Origin of the sequence: Psychrobacter sp. Marseille-P5312 (assembly GCF_900291405.1) — a bacterium.
GTDB classification, from domain to species: Bacteria; Pseudomonadota; Gammaproteobacteria; order Pseudomonadales; family Moraxellaceae; genus Psychrobacter; species Psychrobacter celer.
The window spans coordinates 2,150,216-2,163,808 of record NZ_OLML01000001.1 but is presented as its reverse complement, the minus strand read 5'-3'; the positions used below and the strand labels follow the sequence as shown (position 1 = coordinate 2,163,808).

Here is a 13,593-nt window from a genome sequence, read left to right as displayed (position 1 = left end):
GGTTAGCATATTTCGGGCAAACATCAGTAGTCGCTTTACGTTCTGCTATGGTAAACCGACTAAAAACTAACAACGCACTCAAGAGAACAAACACCGATATAACGCTGCCACCATGCCTTACTACTGACAATCGCTGGGACAAAAAAGACTTTTTGCCAAAATTATCGACTTTAATGGCGCAGATGGCTTGTAAAAGCGCGGTGAACCTTTCATAATAAAAACGTTTTTCAGGAGAGAGTCTGCAGGCGTACCTATCTGCTATCAGGTCATTGAAATAAAAGACCGGCAACGATACGTATCAGCCCATCGTGGTAATGTCCTATTGAGCATTATCCACAGACCACCGAAGGCGCATCCACCCTGCCAATCGCTCAGGTAAAAGGACTGAAAAACACATGTCATGATTGTTTTGCGGCGACACCTAACGCGTTGCCTACAAACATAAGGCATAACAAATCTGGAGAGCGGTAAGGACGGACGACGCCTTACCCACCGAAGGGGAGAAAATGCGACAGCATCGTGATGGCAAGAGTAAAGCAAAGGCTCTAGAGACCACGACGATGTGCCGTATTGAAAATCTCAGGTGACAGGACAGATAGGGCTTTTGCTTAAACCGACGTTTGGCGTCTGTTTGGCTGATTGCTCTATTTTTTGTACCACCCTTGGTTGCGATACTTGCGCCCTGTAATATCGCTACTCACTATGATAATGCACCTCTGCCCTGCTACTTTGATAAGTTATGACTGATTATCAAATGCGGCTGATGTTCCATAAGGATTTGTTATGACCGATACTCACAATACCAGCACTCCAAGCACAAACACCGCAGCCCCAAAACGCACGCCCCTTTATCAGTCTCACGTCGATAGCGATGGCAAGCTGGTGGATTTTTCTGGTTGGGAGCTGCCCATCCATTATGGCTCACAAATCGAAGAGCATGAAGCGGTACGTACCGATGCCGGTATGTTTGACGTCTCACACATGGTCGTCGCCGATATCAAAGGCACAGATGCCAAAGCATGGCTACAAAAGCTACTAGCCAATGATGTCGCCAAACTAAAAACCGTCGGCAAAGCGCTGTATTCAGGCATGCTCAATGAGCAAGGCGGCGTCATCGATGACCTAATCGTCTATCTAATGAATGAAGACGCCACCGAATATCGCATCGTCTCAAACGCCGCCACCCATGATAAAGACATGGCACAGTTTCACAAAGTCGCAGCAGGTTTTGACATCAGCATCACCGAGCGCCCAGAGCTGGCCATGATTGCTGTACAAGGCCCCAATGCGGTCGAAAAACTTACACAAGCCAAACCAAGCTGGGCTGAGGTGTTAGCAGGTCTTAAGCCTTTTGTCGGTGCTGATTTGACCGATATCGAAGGCACAGATTGGTTTGTCGCTCGTACCGGTTATACAGGCGAGGATGGCGTTGAGGTCATTATGCACGGTGATGACGCGCCGGCCTTTTTTGACTTATTAAAAGCTAATGGCATTAAGCCTGCTGGCCTCGGCGCGCGTGATACCTTGCGTATGGAAGCGGGCATGAACCTTTACGGTCATGACATGGACGAAGAAACCAGCCCGTATGAGTGCAACATGGGCTGGACGCTAGCGCTAAAAGACGAGCGTGAGTTTGTCGGCCGTGATGCCTTAGTCAGTAAGCGTCAACAAGCAAAAGATGACAACACCGCCATGAAACAAGTCGGCTTACTACTGACCACCCGCGGCGTCTTGCGTGAGGGCATGACCGTGACCATCAACCAAGGCACAGACAATGAGCAAACCGGTATCATCACCAGCGGTACCTTCTCCCCTAGCCTAAAAAATTCGATCGCGATTGCACGCGTGCCTGCCAGCTTATCAGATGAAGATAGCGTACAGGTCGACCTACGCGGAAAAGGCAAGTTCGTCGATGTGCGCGTCGTAAAACTCCCTTTTGTCCGTAACGGCAAACAGCAGTTTGACTGATATCTCTGATAAACTTTATCATTAACATCCATTATTTTATTCACCATCCTCACTTAGGAGAGACCCCATGAGCAACATCCCAGCAGAACTAAAATACATCGCCAGTCACGAGTGGCTGCGTTTAGAAGAAGACGGTACGATCACTGTTGGTATCACTGACCATGCTCAAGACCTACTCGGCGACGTGGTATTTGTCGAATTACCAGACGTTGGCGATATCCTCGCCGTCGACGACGAAATCTCTGTGGTCGAGTCTGTAAAAGCAGCCTCTGACGTCTATGCGCCTATCTCAGGTGAAGTGGTTGCGATCAACGAAGCACTAGAAGATGATCCAGAAATCATCAACTCTGACCCGTACGGCGAAGGCTGGTTCTTTAAAATCAAACCAGACAACATCGCCGATTACGAAGCATTGATGACCGCTGAAGAGTACGAAAACGAGCTGTAATCTACTCAGTCTTTGTTTAAATTTATATAAGCAACACGGCGGATACTGGCGGCAGCTGGTATCTGTTTATCCTACTATTAGGCCGTTTTTAAGCCGCTTTGAAAAACACAGCGGCAAAAACACGACTGCTAGGGTGTGTCCTCATTTTAAAAATGGCGATAAAAATGAGATAAATCACCGTCAAACAAGGAAAATAACGCAGATAATATCGAGATATTAATCAGCTATTTGACACCGTTTGGCCAGATTTAGCCATTTTTAGCCCATTTAGATGGCTATCGATTGAATTGAAGACAACGCCCTAAACAACCTGATTGGTAATAATCTGATTTATCACGATGACTTACTTGTTAGATGCGGACGCGATTCGCGATTATAGCCCCAGCCCCGCTTTGATGATGCGCAAGTGGGTCACTCAACCCTCAGCATGGACTCTCTTATGACACCTGACAATGACAAAAAAACTGGCACTGCCACACTCGATCGCACAGCGACACTACAGGCGTTTTGTGACGTCGTGGAGTCTCGTCGTTCGGTGCGCCGTTTCACTGACACACCGATACCAGATGCCGTACTGGCAGACTGTCTGCGTCTGGCCATGCTGGCGCCCAACTCAAGCAATCTGCAGCCGTGGGAGTTTTATGTCATCGATGATGCAGACACACGCAAACGTGCGATAAAAAACTGCATGAACCAAAACGCGGCAAAAACCTCAGCGCGTCTCATTGCAGTGGTGGCGCGTACTGACGTGTGGCAAGACCACGCCCAGCAGATATTGCGTGAATACCCTGATAAACCTGTCCCAAAAAAGGTAAAAGACTACTACAACAAAGTCGTCACTTTAGACTTTTTGCGCGGCCCTGCCAACATCGTCTCTGCAGCCAAATGGGGTGCAACTCAGGTCGCAAGACGCCTCAAAGGACCGATTAAGTCGCCTTACTACACCTTTGAAGACACCAAAAACTGGGCCACCAACAATACCGCGCTTGCCGCCCAAAACCTGATGCTGGCACTACGTGCACATGGCTTTGACAGCTGTCCGATGGGCGGCTTTGATGAGCCTGCGATGAAGCGACTATTAGGTTTAAGCGACGACCACCATATCGTCATGATGATTGGCGCAGGCGAGCGCGCTGACAATGGTATTTACAACACCCAGTTTCGCTTTGATCAAGCTCAATTTGTTCATTACGTCTAAACCCGTCATTAGTTATTAATATTAGTTATTTTAGCCATCTCCTTTACCACTCCCTTAACCAAGGAATGTCATGACTATCTCTCAAAACCCAACGTTTGATACCTTCCAAGGATTATTTAACGAAGCTGAATTTGTCTATCGTCATTTAGGCTCAAACGATGCCAAACAAGCTGACTTGCTCAGCGCCGTTGGTTATCAAGATATGGCAAGCTTTATCAACGATACCGTGCCTGAGCCTGTGCGCTTGCACAAAGCGCTTGATCTACCAGTCGCGATGAGTGAGCATGCTGCACTTGCCAAGCTACGCACCATGGCAGACGACATCACGGTAAACAAAAGCTACATCGGTCAAGGCTACTCGCCAGTACGTATGCCTGCAGTCATTCAGCGTAACGTGCTAGAAAACCCAGGCTGGTACACCGCTTACACGCCTTATCAAGCAGAAATCGCTCAAGGTCGCCTAGAAGCATTGCTTAACTTCCAACAAGTATGTATCGACTTGACAGGGTTGGAGATGGCAGGCGCGTCATTACTTGATGAAGCGACGGCCGCAGCAGAAGCGATGGCGATGTCAAAGCGCGTGAGCAAAAGCAAATCAAACCAGTTTTTTGTGGATGAGCGCATCTATCCGCAGACCCTAGATGTCATCAATACTCGTGCCAAGTACTTCGGTTGGGAGGTCATCGTCGGTGATTTTGAAACCGCCAAATCAGGCGACTACTTTGGCGCGATTTTCCAATACGTCGGTGTTGAGGGCGATGTAAAAGACTTAACCGACGTCATCGCCGCGGTTAAGAAAAACAAAACCTACGTCAGCGTCGTCAGCGACATCATGAGCTTGGTGTTGTTAAAGTCACCAGCCGATATGGGCGCAGATGTGGCACTTGGTAGTACCCAGCGCTTTGGCATTCCAATGGGCTTTGGTGGTCCACACGCCGCCTATTTTGCTTTCTCTGACAAAGCCAAGCGCTCAGCACCTGGCCGTATCATTGGTGTGTCAAAAGATTCGCAAGGCAATACCGCGCTACGTATGGCACTGCAGACACGTGAGCAGCATATCCGCCGCGAAAAAGCCAACTCAAACATCTGTACCTCACAAGTATTGCTCGCCAACCTTGCAGGTATGTACGCGGTTTATCATGGTCCAGGCGGCGTCAAACGTATCGCCACTCGCATCCATGCGTTTGCAACTGCCTTTGCTGATGTGATCAAATCTGCGGCTGACAGCAATCTTACCGTGGTGCATGAGCAGTTCTTTGACACCGTGGTCATCGATTGCGGCTCAGAAAAGCTGGCCACCCAAATCTTTGAAAACGCAGAAAACATCGGCTACAACTTATGGCGTCTAGGTACGACCAAGCTGAGCGTGGCCTTTAGTGAAACCAGCGACGCGCAAGACTTTAAGGCGCTAACGCAGTTGTTTGTCAGTAAAGCGCATGACTTGCCAGCAGAAGCCCGCGTGTCACTCGATAGCGCGCACTTGCGTACCGATGACATCCTGACCCACCCGGTGTTTAACTCGCACCACACCGAGCACGAAATGCTGCGCTACCTAAAGTCGCTAGAAGACAAAGATTTGGCGATGAACCGCAGTATGATTTCACTTGGCAGCTGTACCATGAAGCTAAACGCCACCAGTGAGATGCTACCGATTACTTGGCCTGAATTTGCCAACGTGCACCCCTTTGCACCGCGCAGCCAAGTCACCGGCTATATCGCCATGATCGATAGCTTACAAGATCAGCTAAAAGCAATCACCGGCTTTGACGATGTATCGATGCAGCCAAACTCAGGCGCTTCTGGTGAATACGCAGGCCTACTTGCCATTCGCCGCTATCATGAATCATTGGGCGAAACAGAGCGTGATGTGTGTCTGATCCCGCAGTCGGCGCACGGCACCAACCCTGCAACGGCCATGATGATGGGCATGAAAGTCGTCGTCGTCAAAACTGACGAAAACGGTAACGTAGACATTGAGGACTTGACGGCAAAATGTGAAGAGCATAGCGCAAGCCTAGGTGCGTTGATGATTACTTATCCATCGACGCACGGGGTGTTTGAAGAAGGCATTCGTCATATCTGTGACTTGATTCATAAGCATGGCGGTCAGGTCTATATGGATGGCGCTAACATGAACGCGCAGGTCGGCATGATGCAGCCTGCTGATGTCGGTGCTGACGTACTACATATGAACTTGCATAAAACCTTCTGTATCCCGCATGGCGGCGGCGGTCCTGGCATGGGCCCTATCGGCATGAAGGCGCACTTGGCCCCCTTTATGGCCAACCATACGTTAAGCCCTGTACACAACGCGCAAAAAGACTGCTCAGCGGTATCGGCAGCGCCTTATGGCTCAGCGAGTATCTTACCCATCTCTTGGATGTATATCACCATGATGGGCCGCGATGGTCTGCTAAAAGCCACGGAGCTTGCGCTCTTAAATGCCAACTATGTCGCCACTCAGCTACAAGACCACTACCCTGTTCTTTATACGGGCAAAAACGGCCGCGTTGCGCACGAGTGTATCATCGATATTCGCCCATTGAAGGAAGAAACTGGCATCACTGAGAGCGATATCGCCAAGCGCTTGATGGATTATGGTTTCCATTCACCAACCATGAGTTTCCCAGTTGCGGGTACGTTGATGATTGAGCCAACTGAGTCTGAGTCTGTCGAGGAATTGGACCGCTTTATCAGTGCACTTAAATCTATCAAAGCTGAGGCTATGAAGGCCAAAGCTGGCGAAGATGGTTGGACATTAGAAGACAATCCATTGGTCAATGCGCCGCACACCGCGGCGATGATTACCAGTGAAGAATGGTCGCATCCATATAGCCGTGATACCGCTGCATTCCCACTGCCGTACATCCGCGCTCATAAGTTCTGGCCAAGTGTGGCACGTGTCGATGACGCTTATGGCGATAAAAACCTTATGTGCTCTTGCCCAAGCATCGAAAACTATATGTAGTTTTCAACTAAGTATAAACAATTAACATAAAAACAAACCTCCAAGTCAGTAGCTGATTTGGAGGTTTTTATTTGGCTTGAGACATTTAGCGCTATACTATTCATATCATCAAGTTGTTAACCGTACGTTTTTAATAGATATCATTTTTAATGGAAGTCAGCATGCACCAAAAAAACCGCGTCATTCTCATCCATGGTCTGCATCAAACCGCTTGGATCATGCGGCCATTGGCCAAACGCTTGCAAGTCGCAGGATTTGACACCCATCAATTTGGCTATCGTAGTCTGCGTGATGGCATCAAAACCAATAGCGCACGGCTCAATCGCTGGCTAGAAGAAAACCACCATCCTGACCAGCCAATCGATTTGGTCGGTCACAGTCTGGGCGGTTTGATTATTCGTGATTTCGTCACTCAGTATCCCAAGTGGCAAATTGGACGCTGCGTAACGCTTGGCACGCCGCATGTGGGTAGTGTTTGTGCAGATTATATTTGGCGCTTGACCCCAGCGGTAGTAGGACGCTCGTACGTCGATGCGCTAGATGGCACGGTCGCGCCCTTACCGGAGCATATTACCTTAGGCGTGATAGCAGGCAACCGCCCTTATGGTTTGGGTCAGTTGTTTTTACAGTATCATAATCGCAAACTGCGTCAGACAGACAACATACCATCAGCAGAACATCTACTACACGATGGTACGGTATATGTCTCAGAGACCAAAATCGATGCGGCGGCGGATCACATCGTCCTTCCCGTCTCGCACACAGGAATGCTGGTCGACAAAGCGGTCGCCGAGCAGACCCAATATTTTTTACGACATGGACAGTTTAAACGCTAAAAATGCTCGACATTAAAAACACTAAGCCCAACCAAACCTCATAGATGAGAATGTCTTAAGCTTTTATACCCATCCCTTGCTGTAGCTCGGTTTTATGCTCTTTAATCACCGGTATCAAGGTTTGTATCACCCATTTATGCCGCCAGCCTTGTAGCCCTTCTGGCAGCTCGGTGGGGTCTTTATCAAAGGCAATGATTTCATAGAGCTGCGCCAGCCATTTTTTGCGCATCAAGACATTAGCAGGCACACCGACTTTTTCTGCGTGCGCCTCGATCGCTTGCTGCACCGCTTTTGATAGGACTTTGTTTTTGGAGCGATATGGTGGTAACAAGCAGGCAGGATGCTCAGCAGGATGCAGGTTTTTGGCTTCCTTAATCACTTTGAGCAACTCCTCACCATAAAGGCGTAGCATGCTGCGGTGCATGGTGGTTTTGTGCGCAAGCTCGCGCATGTTGCTGGGTTTTTCGGTGATAATTTCACGTACCGCTTGTTTTTTTATGATAAAGGTGCGCGGCTGATTGGTCGCCCGCGCCAGCTCCTCGCGCCATGTCGCCACCGCCTGTAGTATCGCCATCTGCTCAGAGGTATAACGATAATCCGCCATCGTTAGATACATCTCATCATCGGCCATGTGCTGCGTGTCATAGAGATCACGGGCATATAGCTGACAATCCTCCCACACATAGTCAAAGAGACCTTGCTTTTTTAGCTCGTATTCAAGACTTAGATAAAGCGCGGGCAAAAACCGCACGTCGTCTATCGCATATTGCTCTTGCTCATCCGATAGCGGACGCTGTAGCCAGTCAGACTGGCTTTGTTCTTTATCGATATGCATGTCTAACTGGTCATCAAGCGCTTGCTGATAACCCATTTGTAATTGACCCGTCAAATACGACAGCGCAATTTGCGTATCAAAGATATTGGTGAGAGGTGGACAGCCAGACAACAGATAAAAAATACCCAAATCTTCGCCGCAAGCATGCCAAATCGCTACGTCTACCTCTGTCAAGGCTTGCCAAAAATCGTCCAATTGTAGTCGCGGTGCGTCTAATAGATAGATATGATCGCCTGTGTTGAGCTGCACCAAAGCCAAACGCGGATAGTAGGTATCACGCTTGATAAATTCTGTATCTAACGCCACGCGCCCGCACGTCGCCAACGCCTCTATCACGTCAGCCAAACCCTCTTGCTCACGTACCCATGTTACATCGGCGTCTTCAGCGATATCTAATAAAGCATCGATGTCAGGCTCAGGCGGCAGGTTTACTGACTCTGCACCGGTATTGACTGGCGTCGCCGGCTCGTCAGCGGTGGCCGCAGGCTCTGAATGATTGGATGGATTAACAGCGGTTGAGATATGGTTGGACACGGGCAGATACCTGCAGAAATAGAAGAAAATAAAACGCTAAACCGCGCCTTAATAAAAGTGAATATCAAAACCATTATAACAATATCGCAAAATAAAATGGACAAGACTTGGCTTTTATAGAGAATTTATGAAATTGATATAGAAAATACTATAAGAAAGAGCGATTTTGCATGGCTTGCCCGAGGGTCATACTATCGAGGTACTCAAGCTCGCCGCCCATCGGTACGCCTTGTGCCAAACGGGTAATTTTACTGACATGACGACTGACCGCTTCACTGATAAAGTGGGCGGTAGTCTGGCCTTCGACCGTGGTACCTGTCGCCAGTATCAGCTCCGCCACTGGCTCCTGTTTGACTCGCCACACCAGTTGATCGATGTTTAAATCATCAGCACTGATGCCATCTAGTGGTGACAGATGACCACCTAAGACGAAATAACGACCACGGTAACCTGCCGTTTGCTCTATCGCCATCACATCGGCGGCGGTTTCGACCACACACAACAGCCCATCATCACGCCTCGGATCTTGGCATAATGGACAAATCGCCTCATCACTGAAGCTATGGCAGCGCTGGCACTCAACGATATCTCGCATTGCCTCATCCAGCGCTTGCGCGAGCGCCATGCCTTGCGGGCGTTTTTTGGTCAGCAAATGGAGCGCCATACGCTGGGCGCTTTTTTGTCCCACGCCTGGCAAGATACGCAGCTGTTTGACCAGCTGATCAAATTTGGCTGTCAGCAAAGTGTCTTCCTTTTTTAACTTCATGTATAAATCGTAGCTATAAAAATGGGGTCGTATCGTGTCGATAACAACCCCATTTTTGTATTCAGCGTGCTGTTTTTGGCGGCTAAAGGCTTTATATTTCACATGTTTTTTTTAAAACCATGCCAGATACTTGCTTTGCTTAGCCTGCCCTTGAGCTATTTAAAACAAGCCTTGCATACCTGGTGGTAGACCCATGCCTGAGGTCGCGCTCGCCATGGTTTGCTCATATAGCTCGTCGGCTTGACGTACTGCATCATTGATCGCAGCAGCGATGAGGTCTTCGATCATATCTGGCTCGTCTTCTAATAAGCTAGGATCGATGGTCAAACGCTTGACCACGTGACGACCAGTCATGGTGACTTTGACCAGACCACTGCCCGCTTCTGCTTGTACTTCTTTGTTAGCCAGCTCTTTTTTGGCGTTTTCAACGTTTGCTTCAACTTTCTTTTGCATCGTTTGTGCTTGTTGCATCAATGCTTGAATATTCATAATCGCCTCTTGGTATTTTATGGAAATACGTATCGTAATGCGTCGGTTTTCATCACGTCACGTTTATGCGTTGACGGTGATTATACCGTTATCTTTACAAACTGTCTAAGCCGCGCGCCAAATCTTTGATGATATCTGCCACGTCCTCCAACCCAACCGACAAACGAATGAGATTGTCTTTGACACCCGCTTCTGCGCGCGCCTCAGCGCTCAGGCGAAAATGGGTGGTGGTGGCAGGATGAGTGATGGTGGTTTTGGCATCGCCCAGATTATTGGTGATAGAGAGCATTTGAGTGGCGTCTATCACATGCCAAGCAGCTGCTTTTGCATCCTTAATACCCGCATCAGAGCGAGCTTGCGGCTTCACCTCAAACCCCATGATAGCGCCGTAGCCACCTTGCATATGATGTTGCTGCGTGGCAAGCGCGTGGGCGGGATGATCGCTTAAGCCTGAAAAATGCACGGTACTGACATTGGGGTGATTGGCCAAAAACTCTGCCACTTGATTGGCGTTTTGGCAGTGCGCCTGCATACGCAGCTTTAGTGTCTCAAGCCCTTTGGTAAAGACCCACGCGTTAAACGGGCTCATACTGATACCGCCTGAGCGCACCACGGTAAAGGCATCTTGCATCAGCTTATCACTACCGACCAGCGCGCCGCCCAACACGCGGCCCTGACCGTCTAGATATTTGGTCGCCGAGTGAATCACCACATCCGCGCCCAAATCTAATGGCCGCTGTAGCGCCGGCGTCGCAAAGCAATTATCAACGACAAGTAATATACCATTGGCTTTGCACAGCTCGCTTAGATAGCCAATATCACAAATTTGCGCGAGTGGATTACTTGGGCTTTCGCAATATATCACTTTGGTGTTTGGCTGCACCGCTTTTGCCCACGCGTCATTATCGAAGCAATCGACATAGCTGACCTCGACCCCAAACTTTGTCATGTAATTATTAAACAGCCCAATCGATGAGCCAAATAGCTGATTGGCCGCCAGCAGATGGTCGCCTGCTTTTAGGTAGGCCAAACACATGGTCAAAATCGCGCCCATGCCTGAAGCGGTGGCTACCGCGCGCTCGCCATTCTCAAGCGCAGCCAAACGGCGCTCAAAAGTACGCACGCTGGGGTTGGTATGACGTGAGTACACGTTACCTGTTTTGCTACCGTTAAAGTGCGCAGCAGCATCGGCGGCCGACGCATAAACATAAGAGCTGGTGGTAAAAATAGCCTCTGAATGCTCGCCTTCATCGGTGCGATGGTGCCCAGCTCGTACCGCGATGGTTTGCATACCATAATCAAGGCCTAAATCGAGCGCATCGCTGCGCCAGTTTGGATCCAGTGTATTTAAGTTTTTATCATCCTGCGTGTTCGACTGACTCATATATCTTCCATTGCCTTGGTGAGTACTGTGGCGTGTCCTCCACTCAGTCGATTATCACCTACACGGGCTGATGAGGGCACGCCTTAAATTGATAAGGGGTGATTGGTAAAATGACGGCATATCTTTGTCGATCTTACCCATCCGCCTTATCATAACATGTCAACTTATTCCACACATCTGGTTTCAAAGGCCAGCTAAATCGTATTTTTGCATACTCAGCCCAGCGGCACACGAGCGCGTACCCCAGACCCACTATTACTTTGGGAGAGACGCTGCAATATGCTGAGCCATTTAACAAAAATAACGTATTTATAATAGGCAGATATAGCAACAACTGCTAAGCTTAGCGTCGATTTCGAGTTAGTCTCAGATTTTACCTGACGCAGTACTATTATCGATTTGCTAATCAATGCTATTATTTCAAAACCTCTATTTTTTGTGGTCATAGACAGCGTAGCGATAAGGTCGCTGTCCGACCACACCCAGCAAACGACTTAATCCGTAAATACAGGCTCATTAAGGTAAATCCGTCATGTCGATGTTTAGTATAGATCCAGCCAACTTCTCACTGAGCCTAACCCTCGGACTGACATTGGGGCTGAGTGCCTGTCAGAGCCTACCCAAGCAGCCGCACCTGCCCGAGAGTCAAGCACTGTCTGCACGCATCCATGCACTGTATCAAGCAAAAAACAGCAAACCCTCTGAGCAAACAGATTTGGTCGCCGCCATCAGCGAACAAAACGATATCCACCCAGACTTATCAGGCTATCACCCGATTGTCACTGGAGCCAATGCCTTTGCCTCTCGCAGCATCTTGACGGGTATGGCCACCCGCAACATCGATGCCCAGTATTATATCTGGCACAATGACCAAGCCGGCCAGCTAATGCTCAAAGACTTGTGGGAAGCGGCTGAGCGCGGGGTAATCGTGCGCTTGCTACTCGATGATTTTAATAATAATTCTGAATTTGATCAGCATTTATTGCGCTTTGCCAGTCATCCAAATATCGCGGTACGCATCATCAACCCCCTGATGCACCGTAAGTTTCAAACCCTAAACTACGTCACAGGCCTGCCTAGAATCAATCGGCGCATGCACAATAAGAGTATGACCTTTGACAAGCAGATTACCATCATCGGTGGACGTAATATCGGCAATGAATACCTGAGTAACGATCAAAATAGCCAGTTTGCTGATCTGGATGTCTTGCTCATCGGCAAAGTCGTGGCCGATATTGATAATAGTTTTGCCAGCTATTGGTCGTCGCCGCTGTCGTTTGACATCGAGACGCTCGCGACCCTTGGCGATGGCGCAGCCACTGATTTTTTAGCAGCGCTAGACAAGATTGGTCAAGATGAAAAACACCATGCCAATAGCAGCTTGACCGTCTATAAAGCAGCGATTGAAGAGTCGACCATAGATGAGGACTTAGTGAGCAAGCGGGTGCCGTTTCGTTGGACAGACATGCAGTTTTTGAGTGATGATGTCGGTAAGCTGAGCAAGGCCGTCCCTGCCGATACCAATTTGGTGCATCAACTGCGTACCCTGCTCGGTAGCCCGACCAAAAAACTGACCATCATCTCATCTTATTTTGTCCCGACCAAAGACGGCGTCAACACCTTAGTACAGCTGGCCAATGCTGGTATCGATATCAAAATCTTGACCAACTCTTTTGACGCAACGGATGTCACCGCTGTGCACTCAGGCTACAGCCAGTGGCGGCCAGCGCTGCTGCGCTCAGGCGTAAAAATCTATGAGCTCAAATCCACCGCTGGTGAAGAAAAGCGTGAAAACAAGCTATGGAAAGCCCGCAGTCAATCCTCAACCAGTCTCCATGCCAAAACCTTTGCCGTTGATGACTATCAAGTGTTTATCGGCTCGTATAACGTCGACCCACGCTCTGCCAATATCAATACCGAGATGGGCGTGATCATCAACGACGACGAGCTGGCAAGACAGCTGCATGGCGCGCTCAGTGATGACTTGCTCAATCAAGCTTATGAGGTAAAGCTGCTAGATAACGGTCGCCTGCAGTGGCACACCATGGAAAACGGCGAAAAGGTAGTGTACGACTCAGAGCCGCGAGTCGACATGAGCGATCATGTCTGGCTGACCATCATGTCTTGGTTGCCGATTGATTGGTTATTATAGTACTCAGGCGGGGCT

The 13,593-nt window shown here is 49.0% G+C and carries 10 protein-coding genes and 2 riboswitches; of the genes, 6 read left to right on the top strand and 4 right to left on the bottom strand.

The features are described from left to right. Positions 1 to 218: 218 nt before the first annotated feature. A riboswitch (glycine riboswitch) is annotated at positions 219 to 397 on the top strand. A gap of 50 nt (positions 398 to 447) precedes the next feature. Then, positions 448 to 605, top strand: a riboswitch (glycine riboswitch). A 178-nt stretch (positions 606 to 783) separates the two neighbouring features. From gcvT to C6W44_RS09320, 5 genes are all read left to right on the top strand, one after another. Beyond that, positions 784 to 1,968: a glycine cleavage system aminomethyltransferase GcvT gene (gene gcvT, locus C6W44_RS09340; RefSeq protein WP_105245128.1), complete on the top strand. Its 1,185-nt coding sequence runs from the start codon at positions 784 to 786 to the stop codon at positions 1,966 to 1,968. Between the two features lie 67 nt (positions 1,969 to 2,035). Further along, complete coding sequence (gcvH, locus tag C6W44_RS09335) at positions 2,036 to 2,416, top strand: glycine cleavage system protein GcvH (protein ID WP_075101105.1); 381 nt, start codon at positions 2,036 to 2,038, stop codon at positions 2,414 to 2,416. 439 nt (positions 2,417 to 2,855) lie between these two features. Then, entirely contained in the window at positions 2,856 to 3,614 is a 759-nt protein-coding gene (locus C6W44_RS09330; RefSeq protein ID WP_105245127.1) for a nitroreductase family protein, read from the top strand. Between the two features lie 70 nt (positions 3,615 to 3,684). Then, entirely contained in the window at positions 3,685 to 6,582 is a 2,898-nt protein-coding gene (gene gcvP / locus C6W44_RS09325) for an aminomethyl-transferring glycine dehydrogenase (RefSeq protein ID WP_105245126.1), read from the top strand. Between the two features lie 161 nt (positions 6,583 to 6,743). Then, positions 6,744 to 7,418 carry an esterase/lipase family protein gene (locus C6W44_RS09320; RefSeq protein ID WP_105245125.1) on the top strand — a complete coding sequence of 225 codons (675 nt, stop codon included), beginning with the start codon at positions 6,744 to 6,746 and terminating at the stop codon, positions 7,416 to 7,418. Between the two features lie 55 nt (positions 7,419 to 7,473). On the opposite strand, the gene C6W44_RS09315 is transcribed toward C6W44_RS09320, so the two are convergent. The 4 genes from C6W44_RS09315 to C6W44_RS09300 form a co-directional block, all read right to left on the bottom strand. After that, on the bottom strand, positions 7,474 to 8,787 hold the full coding sequence (locus C6W44_RS09315) for a ribonuclease D (RefSeq protein ID WP_227526411.1): 1,314 nt from the start codon (positions 8,785 to 8,787) through the stop codon (positions 7,474 to 7,476). 148 nt (positions 8,788 to 8,935) lie between these two features. Then, positions 8,936 to 9,529: a recombination mediator RecR gene (gene recR / locus C6W44_RS09310; protein WP_105246608.1), complete on the bottom strand. Its 594-nt coding sequence runs from the start codon at positions 9,527 to 9,529 to the stop codon at positions 8,936 to 8,938. A gap of 183 nt (positions 9,530 to 9,712) precedes the next feature. Further along, positions 9,713 to 10,042: a YbaB/EbfC family nucleoid-associated protein gene (locus C6W44_RS09305; protein WP_075101100.1), complete on the bottom strand. Its 330-nt coding sequence runs from the start codon at positions 10,040 to 10,042 to the stop codon at positions 9,713 to 9,715. Between the two features lie 94 nt (positions 10,043 to 10,136). Further along, complete coding sequence (locus C6W44_RS09300; RefSeq protein ID WP_105245124.1) at positions 10,137 to 11,426, bottom strand: O-succinylhomoserine sulfhydrylase; 1,290 nt, start codon at positions 11,424 to 11,426, stop codon at positions 10,137 to 10,139. A gap of 532 nt (positions 11,427 to 11,958) precedes the next feature. Between C6W44_RS09300 and C6W44_RS09295 the strand changes: the two genes are divergently transcribed. Further along, positions 11,959 to 13,578: a phospholipase D family protein gene (locus tag C6W44_RS09295; protein WP_105245123.1), complete on the top strand. Its 1,620-nt coding sequence runs from the start codon at positions 11,959 to 11,961 to the stop codon at positions 13,576 to 13,578. The last annotated feature ends 15 nt before the right edge of the window (positions 13,579 to 13,593 follow it).

What these genes read in the sequence shown, in the direction of transcription:
- gcvT (WP_105245128.1), top strand. Translation starts at nt 784, where the DNA reads ATGACCGATACTCACAATACCAGCACTCCAAGCACAAACACCGCAGCC.
- gcvH (WP_075101105.1), top strand. Translation starts at nt 2,036, where the DNA reads ATGAGCAACATCCCAGCAGAACTAAAATACATCGCCAGTCACGAGTGG.
- C6W44_RS09330 (WP_105245127.1), top strand. Translation starts at nt 2,856, where the DNA reads ATGACACCTGACAATGACAAAAAAACTGGCACTGCCACACTCGATCGC.
- gcvP (WP_105245126.1), top strand. Translation starts at nt 3,685, where the DNA reads ATGACTATCTCTCAAAACCCAACGTTTGATACCTTCCAAGGATTATTT.
- C6W44_RS09320 (WP_105245125.1), top strand. Translation starts at nt 6,744, where the DNA reads ATGCACCAAAAAAACCGCGTCATTCTCATCCATGGTCTGCATCAAACC.
- C6W44_RS09305 (WP_075101100.1), bottom strand. Translation starts at nt 10,042, where the DNA reads ATGAATATTCAAGCATTGATGCAACAAGCACAAACGATGCAAAAGAAA.
- C6W44_RS09300 (WP_105245124.1), bottom strand. Translation starts at nt 11,426, where the DNA reads ATGAGTCAGTCGAACACGCAGGATGATAAAAACTTAAATACACTGGAT.
- C6W44_RS09295 (WP_105245123.1), top strand. Translation starts at nt 11,959, where the DNA reads ATGTCGATGTTTAGTATAGATCCAGCCAACTTCTCACTGAGCCTAACC.